Here is a 24,725-nt window from a genome sequence, read left to right as displayed (position 1 = left end):
GGATGGGCAGGTGGCCTGACCTGGCCGTACGCAACGGATCAGCGGGAGGGGACCCGTGTGCGCGGGGGAACGGAAAAGCGCGGTGGGAAGGCGAACCCGGCAGACCGGTATGGCACCGGTGACGGTGCGTGCCGGGCCGCTCGGGACCGCGACTCGGCCGCTCAGGGTCGTCCCGAGGAAGGTCCGACGAATTCCCCTGTCGTTCATTGGGTCACGGCTCGTCTACGCATAGTGTGCCCCTCCAGGGAGTGCTCTTCGTGGGAGGCAGTTGTGCTCGATGCGCTGGACAGGGTCGAAGCGACGGCGGACGCCGGGAGGGGGTCCCCGGACGACGACGTCCTCGTTCTGGTCGAGAAGGGGAGCCACGCGCTCAGCTTCTACGACACGGGCACGGGACGTCGGGTAGGCACCGTCGAGCTTCCGGCGTTTCCGCACGAGATGGTGGTGGACTCCCGTCGGCGTCTCGCCTACGTCGGCCACTACGGCGTGCGGATGTCCTCGGACTCGGGTGCCGGGGGTTCCGCGGTGTGCGTGGTGGACCTGGTGGCCCGCGAGTTGGTCCGCACCATCGACACGCAGCCCTTCCACCGGATCCACGGTGTCCGGTTGGACTCCGAGGACCGGTTGTGGGCGCTGAGCGAGTCCTCGGCCGTCCTGCTCGGCTTCGACGAGCCCGAGCGGGACACCGCGCCGAGCAGGGCGGTGCCGACCGGAGGAGTGAAGACGCACCTGTTCTCCCTCACCCGGGACGGCAGTCGGGCGTACGTGACGGGCCTGTTGTCCCACACGGTGAGCCTGGTCCGCCCGCAGGACCCGACCGCGGGTCCCGAGTTGATGAACCCGGGCCTGATGCCGGAGGGGAGTTGCCTCAGCCAGGACGAACGCACCCTGTACGTCGGGTCCCGGCGGAGCGCCGAGCTGGTGGCGGTGGACGCCGACACCCTGGAGGTCCGGGAGTCCGTGAGCGTCGAGGGGGACCCGCTGCGGGTGTACACGGTGTCCGACGACGAGCTGCTGATGACCGACGTGGCCGGGAACAGCGTTCTCCTGCTGACCGGGGACCTCCGACCGATCGAGCGGATCCCGCTCTCCGGCCCCCCGTCGGCGGTGTCCTTCCACCCCGACCAGCCGATCGCCTACATCTCCCAGATGGGTGACAACAGGATCAGCGTCCTCGACCTCGAGGCGCGCGAGATCGTCGGAGGTTTCCCGACCAGGACGGAGCCGGACTGCTCGGCGTTGCTGCCGAGGCAACGCGGCTAGGCCGGTGGCGGGCACCCCCACCCTGTCGCACCCTGGAGTACCAGGACGGACGAGGTGGGCGGTCAGCCATGTGCGGTGGACGGGGGAGACGGTGAGCAGCGCCGCGCTGCCGCGATCGGGCCGGGTTCCCGACGACACGACGAGCTTCGTGGGACGGCGGCAGGCGGTCAGCCAGGTCAGGAAGCTGCTGGCCACGTCGCGGCTGGTCACCCTGACCGGGGTGGGCGGGGTCGGGAAGTCGAGGCTGGCCATCTCGGTGGCGCGCCGGCTGCAACGGGCGTTCCCGGACGGGTGTTGGCTGGTCGACCTCGACCGGCTCACCGACGCCTCGCTGTTGGACACCGAGGTCAGCGCGGAACTGGGCGTCTTCGACCAGTCGGGGCGAAGCCCTCGGGAGGCCCTGCTGTCCCATCTGCGGGGACGTCGGCTCCTGTTGGTCCTCGACGGCTGCGACCGGTTCGTCGAGGAGTGCGGGACCCTCGTCGCGGAGGTGCTGGCGGAGGCACCCGAGGTCCGCGTGCTGGCGACGAGCAGGGAGCCACTGCGGGTGGCGGGTGAGCACATCTGGCCGGTTCCCCCGCTCGACGTCCCCCGTTCGGGCCGGGCGGGGGCCGGTCAGCGGGAGGCGGTCCTGTTGTTCGAACAGCGCGCGGCCGCCGTCCTCCCCGGATTCCGGGTCGACGAGGGCAACCGGGACGCGGTGGTGCGGCTGTGCCGCCAGCTCGACGGCCTGCCGCTGGCCATCGAGCTGGCGGCCGGGCGGATGCGCACCCTCTCGGTGCACCAGGTGCTGGCCAGGTTGGAGGACCGGTACGCCTTGCTGACCGGTGGGGACCGCTCGGCGTTGCCTCGTCACCAGACCTTGCGGGCGGCGATCGAGTGGAGCTACGACCTCTGCGACGACCGGGAACGGGAGCTGTGGGCCCGGCTCTCCGTCTTCGCGGGGGCGTTCGAGCTCAGGTCGGCCGAGGAGGTGTGCTCGGGGGACGGCCTCCCCCGGGAAGAGGTGTTCGGCGCGCTCGCGGGCCTGGTCGACCGCTCCGTGCTGAGCCGGGAGTGGAGCACGGGCGGCGCCGAGGCCAGGTACCGGCTGCTGGAGTCGATCCGCGAGTTCGGTCGGGAGCACCTGGACGGGCCCCGGCTCCGAAGCCTCCGGCGACGTCACCGCGACCACTACCTGGGGGTGGTCAGCCGGGACGCCGAGGAGTGGTTCGGCCCCGGGCAACGGGACCGGATCGCGAAGCTCGGCGCTGACCAGTTCAACCTGTGGGCCGCGCTGGACTTCTGCCGCACCGAGCCCGGCGAGGCCAGGACCGGTCAACGGCTGGCCGCGGTCCTGGCGTTCTTCTGGATCGCCCGAGGCCAGCTCCGGGACGGTCGCCACTGGCTGGACAGCCTCCTCGCCGAGGACGAGACGCCGAGCCACGACCGGATCCACGCGTTGTCCATCGCCGGGATGGTCACCGCGATGCAGGGTGAGACCGCGACCGGTTTCGCCCGTGCCTGGCGTGCCGCCGAGGAGGCCCGGGAGTCGGGGGACGCCGACGCCCTGCACTACGTCGACCACTCGGTCGGCACCAGCGCGATGTTGGACGAGCGCCTCCAGATCGCCGAGGAGCACCTGGCCCGTGCCGTCCAGGACGGGCGCGCGGACGGCCGGTGGCCGGGGCTGACGGTCATGTCCCTGCCGAACCTCGCGGTGACCTCCCTGCTCGCGGGGGACGCCGGTCAGGCGGTGCGGCTGTGCGAGGAGGCGATTCGCCTCTCCGACGAGCACGGCGACGAGTGGTGCCTGTCCTGGTCACTGTGGGTGAAGGCCCTCGCCCAGTGGGCTTCCGGGGAGCTGGCCTCGATCTCGGACGACATCCGCCGCTGCGTGGAGATCAAGCAGGGTTTCGGCGACGTCCTCGGCATCGTCCACTCGTTGGAGCTGCTGGCCTGGGTGGCGGCGGCGCGCGGGGAGCACCAGCGGGCCGCGGTCCTGTTGGGCGCGAGCAGGCGGCTGTGGCGCCCGTTGGGGGTCTACCTCTTCGAACTCGCCCCGTACGTGCGGTGGCACCGCGAGTGCGAGGAGAGGTCGTTCGCGGCGTTGGGCTCCCGGCGGTTCGACGCCGCCGCCGCGCGCGGCGAGCGCTTCGACCTCGCCGAGGCGGTGGACTACGCCTTGGGACGGCAGCGCGCCCGGCGCGAGTCGGGGCGCGACCCGGTCGTCCTCACCAGGCGGGAGTGGGAGGTGGCGCGGCTGGTGGCGGAGGGCCTGTCGAACCGGGCGGTCGCCGAGCGGCTGGTGATCAGCAGGCGGACCGCTGAGACGCACGTCGAGCACATCCTCGGCAAGCTGGGATTCCGGTCGAGGACGCAGATCGCCTCCTGGGTGGCGGAGCGCTCCCACGGCGGTGATGGGCCGGGGGCGTCCGGGTAGCCAGGCACCGGACGCCCCCGGTCGTCCCGGCGCGCCGCTGGCGGCGGCGCGGCCCGCCCGGCCGCCGGAACGCCTCGGGTCGGGGTCCGGGCGTCGGGGGAACCGGCGGGCTGGTGCTCTGTCGGGGGGAGCGCACCAGCGGGGCGGGGCGGTTCGGGGTTCGGAGGGTGGGAAGTCAACCGGCCGTGGCGCGACCGGCGGGGCTCATCGTTCGTGCGGGACGCGGGCCGGGTACCCAAGTCGCCGGTTGGTCACCGGGCGCCGGCGGGGGTCGCGGAGTGCTCGCTCGCCCTGACCCACGAGGGTTGGCCGCAGTGGGGCTGCCAGGTGCCGACGTGCAGCCAGCGGCGGCCGGAGCGGTCGGTGACCAGGACTGTGGGCCCCACACACCGGGGGCACGGCTGTGTGGTGGAGTCCACGTGCATCGGAAGGCTCCCCTCCCCTACGCCGTCGTCTGGCGCAAGAATGAACCGGCTTCTGTCGTTCCGCGACCGCGACGGGCTCCCGTCTCGCTGACCGCTGTCGGGGTGGGCCAGCCGCTGCTCGTCGACGTGTTCCACCTTCTCGCGGACACGCGCCGAGGACAGCGGGGAAACTACGGAGATGGCTACGGATAGTGGGAGACGTGGGGCGGTCTGACCGCGTCACCACCGGTCAGTCTCACCTGTTTGGGTGAGACCTCGGTGACTCGCTGTCGCCGCCGGTCTGGCTCGTCCACTGGGTGAGGGCGGGTGCGCGGTCCAGGCCGCGCGCGATCCACGCCGAGTCTCCTCGCCTCGCCTGAGCGGTTGCTGGTGCGGAGCTGGACGCGTGGTGCGGGAGTGAGGGCCGGACCACCGGCTCGACGCGGTCACGGGGCGGGGTGGCGGCGCGCCCTCCTCTTCGACGGGCTGAGCGGACCGTGGTCGCCTCGTCGTGGATCGAACCCGACGCGGTGGCCGTCCCGCGGAACGCGCGCCGCGAGTGTGACGGCGCGCGAACTCGCCAGCCGTCGGCCCGGAGCCTCCTTCGATGGCTCCGGCTGGGCTCGGGACACCGCGCCCCACCCGGCGGGCGCCATTCCGCCGCCAGCCGGCGGGCCACCCCACGATGGCCCGGTGGTGGCTTCCCGTGCGCGGAGAGCGCTCGGAGCGAACGCGGATCGGTGCGCCCCGTCGCGGAGCGCGGAACCGGTGCGGCCGCGGAGGCGCCGCCCAGCCGGGTGGCGCCGCGTGCTCACGCCTCGGCGGCGCGCGGCGCCACGTGCCGGGTGACGTGGGCGACACGCGGCGGGCGGTGGAGCGGGCTCGGTGGGACCCCGAAACCGAGGAGCGCATCGCCGGTTCCGTGAGGAGCCTGGGCGGCCGAGGTCAGCCGGGACCGGCGAGCGCGTCGGCGGGCGCCTCCGGTGGGAACGGGCGGAGATCGGCGGGTGGCACCGGGTGTGGGAACGCCTGGACCCCCGCACCCGGTGCGGACGTCGCCGCCACCGCTCCGCGCTGGGCGGCTCGAAGGCGACGACCGGCGATGCCGCTCAGCGAACGGGAGCGGACGAACGCTGTCCGCCCGCTCAACCGTCGGCCGAGAGCGCCGCCACCAGCTCGCCCACCTCCGCGTCGTCGAGCGACCGGGCCACATCCGCCTGGGACACCATGCCGACCAGGGTGTGGCCGTCGATCACGGGCAGCCGCCTGACCCGGTGCCGGGTCATGGTGCGGAGGATCTCGTGCGAGTCGTCGTCGGCCCCGACGGTGACCGCCTCGCCCTGCGCGAGTTCCCCCACGTGGACCGCGCGCGGATCCTTGCCCTGCGCGAGCACCCGCACCACGATGTCCCGATCGGTGATCACGCCCTTCAACCTGTTGTCGTTACCGCAGATCGGTAGTGCTCCGACATCGAGTTCCGCCAGCCGGTTGGCCGCGTCCCGCACGCTCTCCTCGGTGGAGACACAGCGCGCGCCCGGTGTCATGATCTCCCTCGCGGTCGTCACGATCCCGCTCCCTTCGTCCTTCGAACGTCCCCTGCCCTCCTGTCGGGTACCCGTGAACGAGATCCCACACCTCGGCGCGACGGGAGCGGGGCACCGGAGCCTCGCCGATCCGGGACCGTGGCGAGGACCGCGTACGGCCAGGCGGCGTGCCTGGCCACCAGCCAGCGACCGAAGGGTCGGCACGGTGTCGTCGCCGGGCCACCGGCCGGGAAGGGTGGAGCCTCCTCCACGCGCCGTTCCCGGCGGGACGGGCCCTGCCGTCTCGTCGACCGGTGTCACCGCCCGCTCGGGCTGGCCGCCCTGGCGGAGGGGTCGGGCGGCCGCCGGGGAGTGACCAGGGCACGGTGGCGCTCCGCTCGCCGTTCCGGCCGCCGAACGGCGGCGGTCCCGGTGCCCGGCGCTCCCCCGAGTGCCACCGTGGCCCGCTGCCCACCGGCCCGGGCCGTCACCTCTGGGGCACGGCGGCCGCGAGGCGTTCGGCTGCGTCCCCGCGCGTCACCGCCCCCCTCTCGACGAGGGGCAGCGCCACCGCCGACACCAGGCGGTCGCCGTCGAGGAGGGCGCGAGCGACCACCAGTGCCTGTTCCGCCGACCTCGCGTCGAGCCGGAACCGGCCACCTCGGGCGCAGTCCAGCACCAGGTTGAGGGCGGGAGCGACCCAGTCGACCGACCCGGGAGGCAACCCGAACAGGGGGAGCCCCCGGTTGTGCCACCAGGTCAGGGTCACCGCCGCCCCGGCCCACAGCGCGCAGTGCCTGTCGACCCGGCTCGCGGTGCTCCCGGGTGCGGCCTCCCGGTCGTCGGTTCCCCGGCCCTCTGCACCGAGTTCGGTGAGCAGCGCCGTCAGCGCGGTGAGGGCGTCCCGGCCCGAGTCCCCCAGCTCGGTGAGACCGGCCTGGATGGTGGGCGCCACCTCGAGCAGTGCGGGCACCAGCGGGTCGGGACGGGCCGAGGCGAGGGTGAACGCGGCGAGCCCGAAGGGCGGGAGGTCACCGTCCAGGGCGCAGACGCGCGGCACCAGTCCGGTGTCGGCCGGCCGCCCGGCTCCTCCGACGCGGTGCGCCGCGTCCAGCCGGGTACCGAGCTCCCGCACCAGGTCCTGCGGTGAGGTGTCGACGTAGCGGGCGACGGCCAGGTCACGCCGCACCACGTCGAAGGCACGCAACGGCCCGTCGGTCAGCAGCCCCCGCATCCCGAGGACGTCCGAGCAACGGGCCACCGCCTCCGAGGTCAACTCGCCCACCAGGCGTTTGGCCAGCGCCGCACCGGTGGCGGCCCAGCCCGGCACCACCTGGGCCGCCCGGACCGCGACAGCCGAGACGAGGTCGGCGACGGCCAGCGCCGTCGTGGCCACCGCCAGATCCTGGCGGTTCACCGCGTCCGGGCCGGTCTGGAGCCGTCGATCCGCGCCGCCCACGGCGTACCCCCAGGCCAACCGCAGAGCGGTGTCGCAGCCGGCCAGGTTCGCGGCGAGGCTGACCAGCCGCACCACCTGAAGGGAACGGAGGGTGATCTCCATGCCCTCCCCCTGCCCACCGACGAGTTGGTCGGCGCGCACGGGCAGCCCGGCGAAGTGGAACCTCCCGAAGCTGACTCCCCGGAACCCGGAAGCACGGCTGTCCGAGGGGGACCGCGTGGCACGCGCCGACTCCTGATCCAGCAGGACCAGGGAGAAGGCCGCCGGCCCCCGCCCACCGTCGTGGCACAGGACGACGAGCCCGTCGGGGTCCTCCCCCAGCCCGACGAGCCACTTGCCGCCGTCGAGCCGGTGACCGCTCCCCTCCCTCCCGAGCTGGCAGCGGGTGGCGAACAGACCCGCCGTCTCCTCCTCGAGGCCGGCGAAGCCCAGCGCCCCGCCCGCCTCGGTCACAGCCAGGACCCGGGCCCGCTGGTCCGGTCGACCGGCGAGGAGGACCTGCGTCACGGCCGTGATGTTGAACATGGTGGCGGGCATGACGGTGACGTCCCGGCGGGCCGCCACCCGCACCACCAGCAGGGCCTGGTCGAGGTCCAGTCGTTCGCTGTCGTCGCGGGGCGCGAACACCCGCCGCAACGGACCGCCCGCGAGGGCGGCGAGACCGACCGGCGGCGCACCAGCGGCGTCCCTCGCGACCATGCCACCGAACCCCGCCGGGTTCGCCGGATCACCTGCGGCCCCGAGCCTCGCTTCGAGCTCGCTCGCCGGGAGGTGCCGCCTGGCCAGTGCCGCACCTGGCGTCCCGACCGCGACCGGACCGCCCACCGCACGGGTGCCCTTGCCGGGGATCACCGCGCCACCGCCCCTTCCGGGGACCGGCGGTTCAGGACGGGGGCGGGACGGTAGTCGCGGCATCCCACCGGCAACCGAACCCCGGCGGCGGCGAGCTGGGCGACCCGGGTGCTGAACGCCGCGCCCCGCAGCAGGTGCCAGGACACCTCGGCCACCCGGCGGTTCTCGGGCGCGGAGAGGTAGGTCCCCCGCACCCAGTCGTTGAAGGCACCCATCGAGGGGCCGCACCAGATCTGGTAGTCGATGGCCCGTTCCTGCCGGCCCTCGACGGCCCACCGGGACGTCAGTCCCAGGTACCAGCGGAAGACCAGCGCCATCTTCCGCTTGGGGTCGTTGCCCGCGCGTTCCACCTGCGCCGGGTCGCGCGCGGAGAAGTACTCGACCACCTCCCGCCAGACCTCGTCCACCGACCGGCGGAGCACCTGCTTCTCCAACATGGACCGCTCCGCGCTGGGAAGCTCGTGCAGACCCGAGTAGGCCCGGTAGAGCTCGGAGAGCCGTCTGGCGCGCTGGGCGAACATCGTGCCCCTGCGCAGCACCTGGAGCTCCACGCCGAGTTCGAACATGTCGGCGGCCGGGGCCATCGTGCAGTCGGCGACATCGGCGGTGCACAGGAGCCGGCGCACCCGCGCCGAGGTACCCGACTCCACGCAGGCCTGGTTGACGGAGCCGGTGACCACGTAGTCGGCTCCCAGGGTGAACGCGGCGGCCACCGCTTCCGGCGTGCCGAGGCCGCCGGCCGCGCCCAGCCTGGTGCCCGTCGCCAGCCGCTGGTCGGCACGGACGCGGTTGCGCAGCCGGTGGAAGATCGGGAAGAGCGCCAGCAGCGGCCGGCGGTCCGTGTGGCCACCCGAGTCCGCCTCCACGGTGATGTCGTCGGCCATCGGAACGACCCGGGCCAGTTCGGCCTGCTCCCGCGTGACCAGACCCCGGTCGAGCAACTCGCGCACCTTCTCCGTGGGCGGCGGCGAGAGGAACCGGCGGGCGACCTCCGGGCGGGACACCTTGGCGATCACCCGGTTGCCGACCACCACCTCACCGTTCGCGCCCCGGCTCAGGCCGGCCACCCGGTAGCGGACGACGTTCGTCGTGAGTTCCAGGAACGCCGAGGCCTCGACGCAGCGCACGCCCCTGGCGAGGTAGAGCTCGACGCAGGCGCGTTCGAGGCCGCTCTCGCTCGGGCTGTGGATGAGGTTGCAGGCGAAGGGCAGCCCCGGGATCTCCCGTTCGAACCGGGTGAGCGCCCGCTCGATCCGCTCGGGCGGCAGCCCTGCCGCTCCGAACGACCCGAGGCTCCCGGAACGCGCCAGTTCCACGACCAGCTCCTCGGAGCCGATACCCCCGGCCATCGCTCCCGCCATCAGCGGGTAGCGGAGTCCGTAGGTGGCGCGGAAGGCCGCCGAGCCGAGTTCGCTCGGCGGCAGCGGACCGTGGGCGGCGACCACCCCCGAGGCGGGCCGCACCGAGGTGAGGGCGTACCCGGACTCCGTGGACACCACGAAGCACGGCTCCTCCAACCGGGCCAGGACCTGGTAGATCCCGGCGGAGTCCGACCTCGTCTCGGTCCCATCCGGAGACCGGTGCTCACCGGTCGCGGACTGCGTCATGCTCGTCCTTCCTCAGGAGGTTCACCGGCCGTGCTGACCCGGACGTCCGGTTCCCGAACCTCGACGGTGACGTCGGTGAGTTCGTAGATCCGCAGCCCGGGCTTCCACACGCTCGCGTCGGCCACCACCTGGAGACGACCAGGCAGCCGACGCACGTCCTTGATGTGCGCGTCGAACAGGAGTTCCCGGTCCTGGGGGAGGACCTGGCCCCGGTACTTCCAGGACGACGTCCGCCCCACCGGGAGGGTGAACCGGGGAGACCGCATGCCGGCGGTCAGACCGGAGTCCAGGACGAAGACGCGCAGGCCCTGGAGGACGGTCTCCACGCCGAGGGAGCCCGGCATCACCGGATCCCGGTGGAAGTGCCGGGAGAAGTACCAGTCGTCGGGGCTGACCGGTCGGCGCCCTCGGAGGTAGCCACGTCCGTGGGCTCCTCCCCCGTCGACGACCTCGATGCCCTCCAGCGGGCTCAGCCGTCCCGCCCCGGCTCGGAGGGTGTCGGCGCTCGCGTCGGGCACCGGAACCCAGCGGGGACGGACCTGGGAGGCGTCCTGGGTGTCGAGCCAACTCCGGACGTGGCGGCCCGAGTCGAGTCCCACCTGGCGGGCGAGGGCCTCCCGCGTGAAGTAGCCGAACAGGGACCGCCCCGAGTAGAAGACGGTCCCCTCGACCGAGAGCTCAAACCGGAAGGACTGGAGGACGGCACCGGGCGTCTCCTCGTGGGAGAGCAACTCCGTGGAGTGGCTGATGGTGCGACCACGCGTGTCGACGTCGGCGACGAGGGTCGCCTCACCGTCCAGGTTGCGGATGGACAGCTCCGCGTCCGGGCTCCCCAACGTCGCGCCCAGGTAGTAGCCGAGCAGGATGGCGGCCTGGAGGGCGGTCTCCATGCACACGCAGTGGGGCAGGTCGGCGGTGGCACCGTCCTGGTAGTACCAGGCGTCGCGGGGTGAGTCGTACTCGGTGCGCATCCGGGAACCCGGGGTGAAGGCGCCCCTGACCCCCTCCAGGGCCATCACCCGGTCGACGAACTGGAAGTCCCCGTTGGGGATGTGGGGCGCCCCGCGCCCCCGGTGCACCTCGAACTCCGGGCCCATCGCGGTGGCCAGGTCACCGCGCGCGGCGTGCGCGAGGTGCAGTTCGTTGATCATCGCCGGTTCACCGAGGGCGTTCCGACGGCCGAGGAACGCGGTGGGGCGCCCGCCCCGCTCCGGGCGGTACGGGGTCCCCGGCTTCTCCCTCAGTCGGATCCCGAGGTCTCGGATGACCCCGACGACCCGGTCGGCCACGGTCAGCACGACGTCGGCGACCACGGTCGGTCGGGGCAGCAGGGTCAGGGTCGTCACGTCCACCCGGTAGTGCAAGGGAGGAGACCCGGGGGTGACCTGACCCCGGCAGCTGACGGTCGTCTCGAGCCCCGGAACCGGTTGGAACTCCGCGTCGGGCAGGACCAGGTGCAGGCCGAGGACGAGCGCGTACACCTGCGCTACCTGCACGGCGGCCTCGGTGATCAGGGACCCGGGGAGCACGGGGTCGTCCGGGAAGTGGGCGGCGAAGTACCAGGAGTCGGGGCGGTGGCGGAGCACCGCCCTGATCTCGCCCAGGCCCCTGCTGCCGCCGGTCCGGTCGATCGAGGTGACCTCGTCGAGGAGCAGCAGGTCGGGCCCGGGCAACCGGACCGACGGGTTGGCCCCGCCCTGGTCCCACTCCGCGCCGAGGACCTCGGCCGCGCCGCCCGGGGTGGAGAGCCGTTCCAGCTCCCGCCGGGACAGGGAACGTCGGTCGGTCCGGGCGATCGGCTTGAACCACCCGCGCTCGCCGGGTGGCGACAGTGCCCGGCGCAGCGCCTGGGCGGACAGTCCCGTCGAACCGTCGAGTTCGGCGTCCAGGAAGAAGCCCGCCGTCGCCCTGAGCAGTTCGAGCACGAGGGTGTCACCGGAGAAGCACTGGTAGTGGAAGGAGAACAGCAGCGTCTTCCCGTCGCGCACGAACCGGTCGACGGTGATCTCGTACCGGAGGGTCTGGCCGGCACGGGGCAGCCGGTCGTGGAAGACGACGGTGCTGTCGAGGAGCCGGTAGCCACGTTCACCCCGGTTGAGGGCGTCCGCCCCGAGAAGGGACAACAGGAGCAGGGTGCCCTGACCGGCCTCGATGGCCACCGCGCAGCTCAGGCTGCCATCGACGGTGAAGGGGCCGTCCTCGGGAACGTCGTACTCGGTGGTGATCCCGCAGGGGCGCAGCGCGCCGGGGGTCGCGTCGACCGAGGTCACCCGGCTGATGAGCAGGTAGGGCCTGGCCGGCAGCCGGAGGCGGCGGCGGTAGGTGTCCGCCTCGACGTGCGCGGGTCCGAAGAGGTCCTGGAGCCGGCCCTCGGCGAAGGTGACGAGGTCCTCCTGGGTCCACACCGGGGCGCCGCCGGCGCGCCCTGGTGACGTCGGACGGGGCGAACGCGGAGGGCCGGGAGGGGACTCGCCCACCGCGCCGGGACCGGCCGGTACCGGCGTGGTCATCCGTTCCGTCGCCGGACCCGCCGAACCCGGGGCGGCGAGGGTGAGGGCCGGTGGTCCGGTGTGGGCGGACCCGGCCAGCGGGTGCGTCGGTGATCCGCCGTCCTGCCGGGTGGTCAGGGCGAGCAACGCCAAGGTCTGGAGACTGCCCTGCGTCCGCAGCGCGGCGCGGTGTGCCTCGGCGACCTGGGCCGCCAGTGCTCCCAGGAGGTGGGCCCGGGGCTCGACGTCCGGCCGGATCGAGGGGGACGGCGGGCACTCCACCCTGGACGGGACGCCCGACGACGGCCCGGCCGTCGGGTGGAGCGCGGTCGGGTCGGGAAGCTGCACGAAGGGCGTCCGCTCCATGCTGATCTCATCGTCGCCAGCCGACGAGTGCTTGACGGGTGTGCGGTGGTCGGGGCGCCCCGGAACCGGCACCACCCGATCGAGTGCCCCCTCGGCGGGGCGCGGCGAGTCCCGCACCGGAGCCGGTCCCGGGGCGGCGAGCACGGGTCGGGCCGCGCGGGCGATCCGGTCGACCAGTGGTGTCCGCTGCCGCCGCACCCGCTCCGGCCACCCGGTGGGGCGCTCGACGGGGATCGGCCCGGAGGGCCCGCCGGTGAGGGCGTCGAGGCGGACGGGAACGCCGTGAGCGGCCAGCCTGGCCACCGCCGCGGCGATCGCCGCGCCAGCCGGGGCACCGCGCCGGTCCACCGACACGGCCAGGTGCTCCCGCCCGGCCAGCGTCGCCGACACCCACCGCGTGCAGGTGGCCCCGGGGCCGACCTCGACGAAGTAGCGGAAACCCTCGGCGTGGGCGCTTTCCGTCAGCCCGGCGAAGTCGACCGTCTCCGCCAGGCCGCCCGCGATCCGCCTGCCGTGGGAGGCCGCGTCACCGGCCTCCAGCCGGAGTGGCCCGCTCTCCCCCGTCCCGAACAACCTGATGCCCGGCGGGACCTCCCCCAGCGGATAGGTGTTGAGCGCGGCCAGCTCGTCGGACGCGGCGGCGACGAGCGGGCAGTGCATCACGTGGTTGGCTGGCGCCCTCGCCGAGGAGGCACCCACCCGCTCGACCAGCAGCCGGCACTGGCGGGGGTCGCCCGCCACCACGACCTCGGTGGGCGAGTTGACGTGGGTGAGGAACACCCGGTCCAGCCCGGCGAGGTGTTCCCGCACCCGGTCCGCCCGGGTCAGCAGGACGTGGGTGGACCAGATCTCGTCGTCGGCGACGGCGTCGTCCAGCTCCCACTGGTCGCGGACGAGCCGTTTGCGTCCCCGCAGCCCGTCCCGGAACAGCGTGGTCCTCGTCAGCGAGTCGTCGTCCCGTGCGGTGTGGTCCCACACCCCGGTGGCGAAGAGCATGCTGCTCTCCCCGAGGCTGTAGCCGATCCCCCCGTCGGGGGTCAGCCCGAGCTCGTCACGCAGCAGTTGGGTGTGCAGCACCGCCATGTTCGTCCCGACCACGAGCATGGAGGGGATGTCGGCGAGCAGGTCGACCTCGTGCCGGAGGAGCTCCTCCCTGGTCAACGGGTGTTCGGCCACCGGGAACAGCAGCTCGGTCCGGAACGCCGCCCTGGGTTCCCCGGCCTCCCGCTCGAACCGCTGCCGCAGGCGCGGGAACATGCGGAACAGCTCGTGCCCGAGCCCCGGGTAGCTGGTGAACGCCCCGGGGTAGACGAACGCGACCGGAGCCGGTCCGATGGGACGTGCGGTGGCGTAACTCCCCGAGGGGGTGGCCCACTCGCCACCGGACGCGAGCACCGTGGGCAGGTCCCGCTCGGCCGCCAGCAACTCGGCGAGGAGCGACTGGGCGTCGACGGCCACCAGGACCGCCCGGTGACGCCGGGCGGGCAGGCTGGTGGCGGTGTGGGCCACGTCCCTCGGGGGCGTTCCCCCGGCCAGCCGCCTCCGGCACTCGACGGCGTGGGCCACGAGTTCCTCGGGGGTGTCACCGGTGAGCCGCAGCAGGATCCGCCCGCCCCGGTCCCGCCACTCGACCGCGGGCCGGGGACGGGGCCGTTCGCTGTCGGCGAGCACGAGGTGCGCCGCGCCCGTTCCCCGGTCCGGCACGCTCAGGCTGGCCAGCCGGCGACCACCTCGCCGGGTCGGGAGCCAGGGGCGGGCGCGTCCCGGGACGACGAATCCCGTGCCGGGCACGCCGCCCAGACCGCCCGGAGCGGCCGGGAGCTCGGCGCGGTGCAGGCACCAGGCCAGTTTGACGAGGGCCGCGATGGTCATCGCGTGGGGCGCGACGCCGGTCACGGGTCCGAGGGCCCCCACGGCGGGCCGTCCGGCCCCGAGCACCGTCGACAGGCCCCTGGCCTCAACCGTCCGGTCCCGTTGCGTCCAGCCGCCGAGCTCGACGTGATCGATCTCCCCGGCGGGGACGCCGGCGGCGCCGAGTGCCGACTCCGCCGCGTCCGAGGTCGCCCTGCCCTGCTGTTCGGTTGGCTCGCCCGGGTGCCGTACGGCCACCGACCGGATCACCGCGTAGTGGTGGGTCGCCTCGTCATCCGCCCGGACGAGCACGACCGCCGCCGCCCCGTCGACGGCGGACGCGCCGGGAGCGGGGTCACCGCCGGGAGCGGGTTCCCCGGCGGGAGCGGGTTCCCCGGCGGGAGCGGGGTCACCGGCGGGAGCGGGGTCACCGGCGGGGCGGGCGTCGCCCGCGAGGTCCACACCGACGAGCAGGACGGCCTCCACCGAGGGATCGCGCAGCAGCAGCGCGGCGACCTCCACCGCCCGCGCGCCGGCCGTGTCGTCGCCGGAGAGGGTGAAGGCCGGCCCCGTCAGGTTCCGGGAGGCGGCGATGCGGCTGACCACCACGCTGCCGACGTAGCTGAGGACCTCGTTCACGCTGAGCGGCTCGTGGACGGCATCCCGCACGGCGCGTTCCAGCTCGTCGAGCTGGGCTGGTGGCGGGGCGACACCGGCCCGGTGGCATTCGGCGCGGACGCGGGCGCCGATGTCGAACCGATCCCGGTGCCGGTGGGCGTCCGGCTCCAGGTCGAGGACACCGATGACCGCGACCCGGCGCGGCTCGGGGCGGCGGCCGGGGACGCAGCGCGGGTAGCCGGCGTCGTCGAGCGCCTGGTCCGCCGCGGCGAACGCGGCGAGGTGTTGCGGGTTGGCGTTGCGCAGGTCTCCCGGCGGGACGCGGTAGGCCGGGTCGGGCGCGGGCAGGTCGCGGCCGGGCCTCCCGTGGTCGGTCGAGGCCGGGCGCCCCGGCCTGGGGACGTCGCGGAGCACGGCGTCGAGGTGTCGGACGTCGTCGAGTTCGCCGAGGCGGATGCCGAGCCCGGTGATGCCGAGCGGCGGGAGGGCCTCGGAGCCGGTCCGGGACGGTCGCGTACCCGGTCGCGGACGGGTGCCGGTCTCGGTGGCGGGTGTCCCGCCCGCTTCGTGGTCGGTCCGAGTGCGAGCCGGTTCGGGGGCGGCGGCACGGGTGGTGGGCTGGGCGTCGTGGTCCTCCTCCGGCCCCAGCCGGGTGGTGCTGGTGACCTCTGCCGTGGTCATCGCCCTGGTCAACGCGCTGGTCCGGCCGGCGGTGTCCCCCGCCGCGGGCTGCGCCCGCGTTCGCGGGGAGGGGACCGGGAGGTGGTCGCGGAGCACGAGGTGGGCGTTGATCCCCCCGAAGCCGAAGGCGGAGACGGCGGCGCGACGGGGTCGGTCCCCGGCGGGCCAGGGGCGTCCCACGCGCAGCACGCGGTCGGCGACCGCCTCGGCGTCGACCGGTCGGCGAAGCCGACCGACTCCCGGTGTGGGCGGGAGCCAGTCGTGCCGCAACGCCAGGATCACCTTCGCGAGGCTGCTGAAGCCGGCGACGGTGAGGAGGTGGCCGAGTTGCCCCTTCACGGAGCCGATGTCGGGTAGCCGACCAGCCCCGCCGAAGAACGCGGCGATGCCCGACAGCTCAGTGCGGTCCCCCAGCGGTGTTCCGGTGGCGTGGCACTCCAGGTAGTCCACGGTGGTCGGGTCCGGCCCCTGGGCGTAGGCGGCGTGGTAGGCGGCGAGCTGCCCCTCCACCCGGGGGCGGAGCGGATGGCGGCCCGCCCCGTCGCCGGCCAGCCCGACGGATTCCAGCACCGCCAACACGCGGTCGCCGTCGCGGACGGCGTCCTCGAGGCGCCGCAGCACCAGCGCCCCGGCGCCCTGGCCGGTGACGATGCCCTCGGACTCCGCGTCGAAGGGTTGGCTGCGGGCTGGGGGACGCGGGTAGGCGCCCAGGTCGGAGAAGGACAGCTGGAGCAGGAGTTCGTCCGGGACGCAGACGGCACCGGCCAGCATGGTGTCGGCGGATCCGGTGAGCAGGTAGTCACGGGCGAGCGCCACCCCGTAGAGGGCGGAGGCGCAGGCCGCGTCCAGGCCGAGGCGGGGCCCGCCGAGTCCGAGGGCGCTGGCCAGGACGGTGGCGGGCTGGCCGAGGGGCCGCGCGTCCCCGGGGAGGTCCTCGGGCGGTCGGGGGGCCGCCAGCTCGGGTGCTGGTCCGCCCAGACCCGCCTGGTGCAGGCCGTGGGCCACGGCGTGCTCGATCAGGGGCCGCCGGGCCCGCACCGAGTGCGCGGTGGGGAACGCGTAGTTGCCCAGCACCAGACCGGTCCGCTCGACGGCACTCCGGTCACGGTGATCGACGCCCGCGTCCCGCAGCGCCGCGCGGGCCACGGCGAGCGGCCATCGCACGACCCTGTCCTCCTTGGCCAGCTGGTCCTCGGGGAGGTGGAGCCCGCCCAGGTCCAGCGGTGGGTCGGCCACCCAGCCGCCCAGGGTGGTCACCAGGTGGTGGTCGGGATCGCCCCACCCACCGGGGACGTCGGCCGAGGTGCCGAAGCGGGTCGCGTCGGCGGGGGTGACGGCGCTGCCCCCCGAGGTGAGGAGCCGCCACAGCTCGTCGGGGTTCCGGGCACCGGGCAGCAGGCACGCCATCCCGACGACGGCGATCTCCTGCCCGGTCATGCGAGACGACCCGGCGGTGTGGGGCATGGGAACCTCCGTGGGGACGGGGCCGTCGCCCCGGTGGGATGTCGCGGTCGGGATGGCCGTCGACTCCTCACGAGCTCGCGAACTGGTCCTGGAGCCCGGCGTGCGGGACGACCAGGACGTCGGTGAACCGCAGGAGGAGTCCTCCTGCCGGCGTCACGGCGGACACCGTGCAGCGGGGGTTGCCGCCCCCGGTCATCCCGTCGACGACGACGAGGAACGGGGTGTCGTCCGGCAGGGGCCCGTGGAGTTCCACGGTGCCGATGCCGGTGGGGAGCGCCGGCAGCCCGGTGGCGAGCCGGGCTCGGAGCAGCGCCGCCTGGAGGAGCAGGTCCGCCAGCACCGGCGAGTAGTTCGCCGCGTGGTAGGAGCGGGCCGCCACCGGCACGTCCGTGAGCTGGCATTCCAGCACGAGCCTGGGGTCCTCGGTGAGGACGCGTCGCAGGCCGCGGAGCTCCGGCCCGTGGAACAGGGTGCCGTCGGAGTAGTGTTCCGCCGCTCCCCGCCCGCTTCCCGGTGTGGGCAGTCCGCTGAGCCTGGCCGGCAGCGCGGGCCGCTCCGGCGGTGTGGGGAGGAGCGCGCGGTATCTGGGGCGACCGTCCGGGGTGGAGACGAGGACCTGGAGCCCGTCGGCCGTCCCGGTGGCGGTGGCGCGGAGCGCCGGTGGATCGTCGTCGGCCCACCGGACCCCGCTGAGGACGGTGAAGTCGGTGACCTGCCGCACCGGGAGTTCTGGCCGCAGCCGCCGCGCGACGTTCAGCACGAGGCCCAGGGCGAAGGTCACGGGCAGCACGACGGCCCCGCCGATGCGGTGGTCGGACACGACCGGTTCGTCGACGAGGGGGCGGAGGGACCGCTCGACCGTCGTCGTCGGTGCCCGGACCGGGGTGATCGGCGCGAGCGGCATGTCCGGTCCCACCGCGCACACCAGGTCCGAGGCGCGGTCCGGGCGGAACTGCTCGACGAAGCGGGCGACGCCCGTGTCCTCGGGGATGAGCGGTACGCCTCGGGCCGTGAAGAGCCGCGCCACCTCGGGGGTGACCATGCCCCCCTCCCAGGCTCCCCAGTTGACCGACTGGACGGTGGTCGCGGGGTGGTGGCGGCGGACCGCGCACGCCAGCCGGTTGAGGGCCTCGTTGGCGGTGGCGTAGTCCGCCTGGCCCGGGTTGCCGAACAGGCCGGCCACGGAGGAGAAGAGCAGCAGGTGGCGGAGGTGGTCGGTGTCGAGGGCGTCGAGCACGTTCCGCAGGCCGGTGATCTTGACGTCCAGGACCTCGGTCATCTCGCTGGCGCGCTTGTCCACCAGGCGGCGGTCGGCCAGTACGCCTGCCCCGTGCACCACCCCGGTCACCCGTCGCTGGTACGGCTCGAGGGCCCGTGCCGTGGCGACCGGGTCCGTGATGTCGACGGCCACGTACTCGGCGTGCGATCCGGCGGCTTCGGCGTCGGAGAGGGTGCGGCGGATCTCCCGTCCGGCGAGTACCCGCCGGCGCTCCCTCTCGACCTCGGGCGGAGTGGGCCGGCCGCCGGAGGCGGCGAGGGCCCGCGCCGCGGCGGTACGCAGGTCGATGTCCTCGACCCCCACCGCCCACGGGGGGTCGGGTTCGAGACGTGACCTGCCGAGCAGGATGAGTCCCGGCTGGTGGGTCCGTGCCAGGCCGACCGCGCAGGCCGCGGTGATGCCCCGCCCGCCTCCGGTGACCACGAAGAGGTCCTCGACGCCCGGTTCCTGTCCCGCCGTCCCGGCGGGCAGGGGCAGCAGTCCCTGGCGCTCCTCCTGGTCGGTGAGACCGATCGTGCGCCGGACGCCGGCCGCGTCCCACCCGACGTCGTGGAGGTCGGTCTCCGCGTCCCGGAGTTCCCGCACGAGCAGCCTCGCCGCCCGCTCGGGGGCGAGTCGGGCGTCGAGGTCGACGATCCTGGCGAAGAGGGCGGGGTGTTCGAGTGCCGCGGTGCGCACCAGGCCGGCGAGGCCGCCGAGGGCGGCGCCGGCGAGGTCGGTCCCGGTGTAGCCGAGCTGACCGTCGGTCCTGGTCACGCAGAGGAAGGTCGTCCGGTGTCCGTCGGGACGCCCGGCCAGGCGTCCCAGGTTCCTCGCCGCCAGCATCAGACCGGCCAGCAGCGCGTCCCGCGCGTCGGAGAGGTCGGCGGGGCGAGGCGCGAGGTAGACGACGAGGTCGAGGGGGGTGCCGTCGTCGGTGTCCTCCTCACCGATCGTCCACCCTTCGGAGGTGAGCGCTTCGGCGAAGCACCTGGCGTGGTCCTCGGTGAGAGCACCGGCGAGCAACGCGGTCGGCGTGGCCCGGTAGGCATCGACAGCGACGTCGGGAGGCGGCAGTTCCACCGGGCGGGCCCACCGCCGCCCGACGGCGGGACCGCCCTCACCTTTTGGGTCGGCCGCCACCTCCTCGGCTGGCGCGGGAGGAGCGATCCCGACGGATTCGGGGACAGGGTCGGGGGCGTGGTCGGGGACGAGGACGTCCACGAGGTCATCCAACGTCCGCGACTCCCCCAACTCCTCCAAACCCACCCCACCCAAACCAGGCCACCGCTCCCGCAACGCCCCCACCACCTCGACCCGCTTGATCGAGTCCACCCCCAGATCCGCCTCCACATCCATCGACGGATCGACCATCTCCACCGGATACCCCGTCCGCTCCGCCACCACCTCCACCAACACCCGACGCACCTCGTCCCGGGACGGCACCACCGACACCCCACCCGCACCCACCACGACCGGTTCCCTGGCGTCCTGACGAGCCGAGACCGAGGGATCGGGGGCGTGGTCGGGGACGAGGACGTCCACGAGGTCATCCAACGTCCGCGACTCCCCCAACTCCTCCAAACCCACCCCACCCAAACCAGGCCACCGCTCCCGCAACGCCCCCACCACCTCGACCCGCTTGATCGAGTCCACCCCCAGATCCGCCTCCACATCCATCGACGGATCGACCATCTCCACCGGATACCCCGTCCGCTCCGCCACCACCTCCACCAACACCCGACGCACCTCGTCCCGGGACGGCACCACCGACACCTCACCCGCACCCACCACGACGGGTTCCGCCGTGATCGGCTGGGCCACGGGTGCCGTGTCCGGTGTGGAGGCCCGGGCAGGGGACAGGGGCACGACATCACCGCTGCCGCCTCCGGTGCCCCCGGTCTCGCCCGGTTCCCCCACGGCCGGTCCCGGTGCGGGCGCGGGCACCAGGACGGCCCGGTCCCCGGAGGTCGGGGGTAGCGCCCCGCCGGGCACCGCGCCGAGCTCGGCCAGGGCACGCAGGGTCTCGCTGGCCCGCACGTGGCTCCGCCCGATGGCCAGCGCGGTGTCGGTCACCGCGCCGATCCCGGCCAGCACGTCGGGCGGGGTCTCCCCGCGTCCGTGCGCGTGCAGCAGCCCGGCGAGCTGCTCGGCGACGCGGAGCTGGCTCGTCAGGTAGTCGTCGTGCAGCGCCAGGTGCCGCGCGGCGAGTTCCGTGAGCGCGCCGTCTCCCCCGAGGGGCCGGGGGGCCGGGCTGGCACCGGCGGGCCCCGGGCGCGTGGGGACGTGGGGCTCGTCGGGGGCCGCAAGCCGGGGCGGGACGTCCTCGGGGGTGGTGGGGCCGCCGGCCGGGGCCGCCGCCTCCGGGATCCGGTACCCCTCGCGGAGCGCCTGGCGGTAGCGTTCGCGCCGGTCCGCCGGGACGTGGTTCGCGCCGTTCATGGGAATGCTCATCTTCGGTTTCTCCTCGTCGCGCGGCGGTGCGGCCGCGTGACGGTTGGGGTGGGTCAGCGGGTGGCCGAGCACGATCAGGCGGGCGACGAGTTGCTTGAGCGAGCGGTCGGCGTCGCCGTGCGGCCCGGGGTCGCAGGTCAGGACCTCGACGTCGGCGCGCCCGGTCAGTAGGCGGCGGACCAGTCCCGACAGGACCCGACCCGGTCCGAACTCGACGAAGACCCGGACACCCTCCTCGTGGAGTTCCTCGACCCTCGGGCCGAACGACACCGGGCCGGTGAGCTGGTCGACCAGGATGCGGGCGTCGCGCAGCGGGTCTGATCCGTACTCGGCACCGAGGGTGGTGCTGCGCACCGGGAACGCCGGGGTGGTGAGGTCGACGTCGGCGACGGCCGAGGCGAAGGCCGGCTCCGCCGCGCGCATGCGCGGGGTGTGGAACGCCGCGGCGACCGGGAGCACCCTCGCCCCGACGCCCTCGGCACGGCAGGCGTCGACGAACCGCCGCACGGAGTCCGTGCCGCCGCCAACGACCACCTGGTCGGGGGCGTTGTCGTTGCACAGGACGACATCGTCGTGCCCGGCCAGCAGGGTGGTCAGCCGGTCGGCGCCGCACCCGACCGCCGCCATCGCGCCCGGGTCCCCCGCTGGCTCGTGCCGCTCCTCCGAGGACTCCTCCTGAGCGTCGCGGTGGGTCCCGGCCGCCGTCATGGCCCGCCCCCGGGCCACGGCGAGCCGGAGGAAGTCCTCGTCCGAGAGGCTGCCCGCGCTCCAGAGCGCGGTGAGTTCGCCGAAGCTGTGCCCGAGGGCGGTGTCCGGCCGGAAGCCGAGTTCACGGACGTACCGGTACTGGCCGAGGGACAGTGCCCCGATGGCGGGTTGGGCGCGGTCGGTGGCGCGGAGCGCGGTCTCCTGCCGGGCCTCGTCGTCCTGGTCGAACGCCGGTGGGGGGAAGACGGCGGCACCGAGCCCGGCGGCGTGGCGTTCGGCCTCGTCGAAGGCGGCACGCAGCGGGGGGAGGGCGAGCACCGCCGTGCGGCCCATGCCCACGTACTGGCTGCCCTGTCCCGCGAACAGGGCCGCCGTCCGTCGGGCGGGGCGCGCGCGGGCGGCGAACCAGATCCCTTCGGGCAGCTCGAACCCGCCGACCTCGGGGTCGCGCCGCAACGTGGAGAGCGCGAGCTGGCGGAGGGTCTCCAACTCGGCCTCGTCCCTGGCCACCGCGGTGATCCTCGGGTGTTCGTCGGGGACGGGCTCGGTCAGCTCCGGAGGGGCACCGGGGACGTCGAGTCCGAGGAGGAGTTCGGTGACCGTCGGAGCGTGCCACCCGTGGACCTGGTACGCGCGGTGCAGCACGGGGGCCGCGAGGCGGGGGTCGTTCGTGTCGACGTCGTCCCGGTGTTCCTCGAGGAGGCAGTGGAAGTTGGTGCCACCGAAGCCGAAGGCGGACACCCCGGCTCGCCGCCGGGGGTGGTACGGGGTCGTCAGCCAGGGTCTCGCCCGGGTGTTGACGTGGAAGGGTGACGAGTCCAGGTCCGCGTCCCGGCGGGGCGTGTCGACGTTGATGGTCGGGGGGAGGACGCGCTGGTGGAGGGCCAGGGCGACCTTGATGAGGGAGGCCGCGCCGGCCGCGGCCTTGGTGTGGCCGATCTGTGACTTGACGCTGCCGATCGCGGTGGCTCCCGCCGGCGCTCCCGCCTCCTCGAAGACCTGGCGCAGCGCGGTGAGTTCGGTGAGGTCCCCCACGACCGTCCCGGTGCCGTGGCACTCCAGCAGCCCGACCTGTTCTGGGCCGAACCCCGCCTCCTGGTAGGCGCGGCGGAGCGCCACGACCTGTCCCGAGGCCCTCGGGGCGTAGATGCTGGTGTACCGCCCGTCACTGGAGCTGCCGACGGCGTCGAGCACGGCGTAGATCCGGTCCCCGTCGCGCTCGGCGTCGGCCAGGCGCTTGAGGGCGAGCATGCCGAGGCCCTCCCCGATGAGCGTCCCGTCGGCCTCCTCGTCGAAGGGCCGCACCCGTTCGCGCCTGGACAGCGCGGGCGTCTTCGAGAAGCACAGGTACATCAGGATGGTGTTCTCGGCGTCGCACCCACCGCTGAGCATCAGGTCGGCGCGCCCGGACGCGAGTTCCGCCACGGCCATCCGGAGCGCGGCCAGGGAACTGGCGCAGGCGGCGTCGACGGTGCAGTTGGTCGCGCCGAGGTCGAACCGGTTGGCGATCCGCCCCGCCACGACGTTGCCGAGCATCCCGGGGAAGGAGTTCTCCTCCCAGGGCGCGAAGGCGGCGGTGAACTTCGCCGCGATCTCCTCGGCGTCGGTCTCGGTGAGCCCGCAGCTGCGGACGACCTCCTTGAGGACCGGGGTCTGCAACCGGGCCGAGAGCGGCTGGGTGAGGGAGTTGGAACCGGTCACGCCCAGGATGACGCCGGTGCGGGACGGGTCGTACCAGCTGGCGGAGGCGGTACCCGCGTCGGCCAGGGTCTGCCGGGCGACCACGAGGCTGAGGAGTTGGAGCACGCCGGTGACACCCAGCGTGGTCGGGGGCAGCCCGTAGTAGAGGGGGTCGAAGTCGATGGTGGGCACGAACCCGCCTCGGCGGGCGTACGTCTTGTCGGGGGCGGTGGGGTCGGGGTCGTAGTAGTCCTCGATCCGCCAGTGGGTCTCCGGGACCTCGGTGAGGCAGTCGACGCCGTGCACGATGTTGGTCCAGTACTCGTGGACGTTCCTCGCGCCGGGGAACAGGCCACCGAGGCCGATGATGGCGATCCGGCCGTCGGCGGCGCCGGTGTTCGTCTGCGGGGTCATCGTGGTCCCAATCGGAGGGGGTCGCGGACGGCGGGGGTGTCCTCGGCCAGCTCGGCGGAGATCAGCTCGACGCTGGCCGGCTCGGTGAGCATCGTGTAGTGGTTCCCGGGTACGACGACCGTGCGGAGGTGGGGAACCGCCCGCCACCCCGGGACGTCGTCGTCGGGGATGATCGAGTCGCGGGCGCGGATCAGGGTCGTGGGCATGGTCACCGTGCCCGGGGCCGCGCCGGAGCCGAGCCGGCGGTTGCGCAGCAGGCCCCACCGGTAGGACTGGAACACCTTGCGGAGCCCCGGGAGGCCGACACCCTCGTCGAGGGCGCCGACGGCCAGGGCTGCCTGGCGGAACCCCCACAACCACTGGTCGTGGGAGTTGGCCTGCTCCTGACCGGGGGGCGGCGCCGGGCGGATGGCACCGGGGTCCGGCGCCGGCACTCCCGCGCGGGCGGCGAGGTACCGGCCGAACTCGGGCAACAGCGCCGCCGTGTCCTCGATGCTGTCGGCCCCCGTGCCCGACCACGGTGGCAGGCTGTCCAGGAGGACCAGTCGACCGGGTCGCCGGGGTGGGGGGAGGCCCGTCGCGATCGCGCAGGCGAGGGTTCCGCCGCCCGACCAGCCACCGAGGGTGGTGCGCTGGTCGAGGAGGTGGTGGGCGTCCAGCACCTCGGTGACGGTGTCCACGAGCCCGGACAGGTCGGTGTCCCCGCCGTGCCTGGCGGCGAACACGAACTGGGGCAGCGCGTCGAGGTCCACCAGGTAGGGGGTGCCGTGGGCCGCGAGGGCCGCGGCCAGTGGACGGTAGTGGGTGGCGGGGAGGCCTCCCGGATGGATGAGTGCGGCGCGGCGTTCCGCCGGGCCTCGCGCGAGCTGGCGGAGCAGCGGCCGCGTGTCAGGTGCCGGCGTCATTCCCGATCCCGCTCGCCGCGAGGTGCCGCGCGAGCCTCGCGATGGTCGGGTGGTACCAGAGCGCGGTCGGGCTGACCTCGACGCCGAGCCAGTTCTCGAGTTCACCGGCGAGTACCAGGGCTTCGGTGGAGTCGAGCTGGAACTCGTCGAGGAACTGGTCGACGTCCACCTCGGAGGTCGGGACGCCGGTCCTGGCCGCGACCTGGGTGACGAGCCACTCGCGGATCGTGTCCGCGTCCGGGGCGACCGTGGTGGGAGCGTGCTCGTCACCGGTCTCGTGGGGTGCTGTCATGCCGGGGTTGTCCAA

Annotated in this window: 9 protein-coding genes; 2 read left to right on the top strand and 7 right to left on the bottom strand. The window is 74.2% G+C overall.

Annotated elements, in window-relative coordinates; all coding sequences use genetic code 11:
- Positions 1-270 precede the first annotated feature (270 nt).
- Together C1701_RS24190 and C1701_RS24185 are read left to right on the top strand one after the other, a co-directional pair.
- Positions 271-1,263, top strand: a complete 993-nt coding sequence (locus C1701_RS24190) for a YncE family protein (protein ID WP_051313708.1) — start codon at positions 271-273, stop codon at positions 1,261-1,263.
- Positions 1,264-1,354: 91 nt separating this feature from the next.
- Complete coding sequence (locus C1701_RS24185) at positions 1,355-3,685, top strand: ATP-binding protein (RefSeq protein ID WP_026418102.1); 2,331 nt, start codon at positions 1,355-1,357, stop codon at positions 3,683-3,685.
- 1,549 nt (positions 3,686-5,234) lie between these two features.
- On the opposite strand, the gene C1701_RS24180 is transcribed toward C1701_RS24185, so the two are convergent.
- The 7 genes from C1701_RS24180 to C1701_RS24150 form a co-directional block, all read right to left on the bottom strand.
- Complete coding sequence (locus C1701_RS24180) at positions 5,235-5,654, bottom strand: CBS domain-containing protein (protein WP_026418103.1); 420 nt, start codon at positions 5,652-5,654, stop codon at positions 5,235-5,237.
- A gap of 445 nt (positions 5,655-6,099) precedes the next feature.
- Positions 6,100-7,770 carry an acyl-CoA dehydrogenase family protein gene (locus C1701_RS24175; protein ID WP_337661928.1) on the bottom strand — a complete coding sequence of 557 codons (1,671 nt, stop codon included), beginning with the start codon at positions 7,768-7,770 and terminating at the stop codon, positions 6,100-6,102.
- A 149-nt stretch (positions 7,771-7,919) separates the two neighbouring features.
- Positions 7,920-9,530 carry a PfaD family polyunsaturated fatty acid/polyketide biosynthesis protein gene (locus C1701_RS24170; RefSeq protein ID WP_051313710.1) on the bottom strand — a complete coding sequence of 537 codons (1,611 nt, stop codon included), beginning with the start codon at positions 9,528-9,530 and terminating at the stop codon, positions 7,920-7,922.
- Complete coding sequence (locus tag C1701_RS24165; RefSeq protein WP_103056688.1) at positions 9,527-16,999, bottom strand: type I polyketide synthase; 7,473 nt, start codon at positions 16,997-16,999, stop codon at positions 9,527-9,529. The genes C1701_RS24170 and C1701_RS24165 overlap by 4 nt, the downstream gene beginning before the upstream one ends.
- 67 nt (positions 17,000-17,066) lie before the next feature.
- Positions 17,067-23,513, bottom strand: coding sequence for a type I polyketide synthase (locus tag C1701_RS24160; protein ID WP_103056687.1), 6,447 nt, complete (start codon positions 23,511-23,513; stop codon positions 17,067-17,069).
- Complete coding sequence (locus C1701_RS24155) at positions 23,510-24,418, bottom strand: hypothetical protein (RefSeq protein ID WP_103056686.1); 909 nt, start codon at positions 24,416-24,418, stop codon at positions 23,510-23,512. Before C1701_RS24155 ends, C1701_RS24160 begins: the two co-directional genes overlap by 4 nt.
- Positions 24,402-24,710, bottom strand: coding sequence for an acyl carrier protein (locus C1701_RS24150; protein WP_051313714.1), 309 nt, complete (start codon positions 24,708-24,710; stop codon positions 24,402-24,404). Before C1701_RS24150 ends, C1701_RS24155 begins: the two co-directional genes overlap by 17 nt.
- Positions 24,711-24,725: the final 15 nt, after the last annotated feature.

This window comes from Actinoalloteichus sp. AHMU CJ021 (assembly GCF_002895405.1).
Lineage (GTDB): Bacteria > Actinomycetota > Actinomycetes > Mycobacteriales > Pseudonocardiaceae > Actinoalloteichus_B > Actinoalloteichus_B caeruleus.
This window is presented reverse-complemented; position numbering and strand designations above follow the sequence as displayed.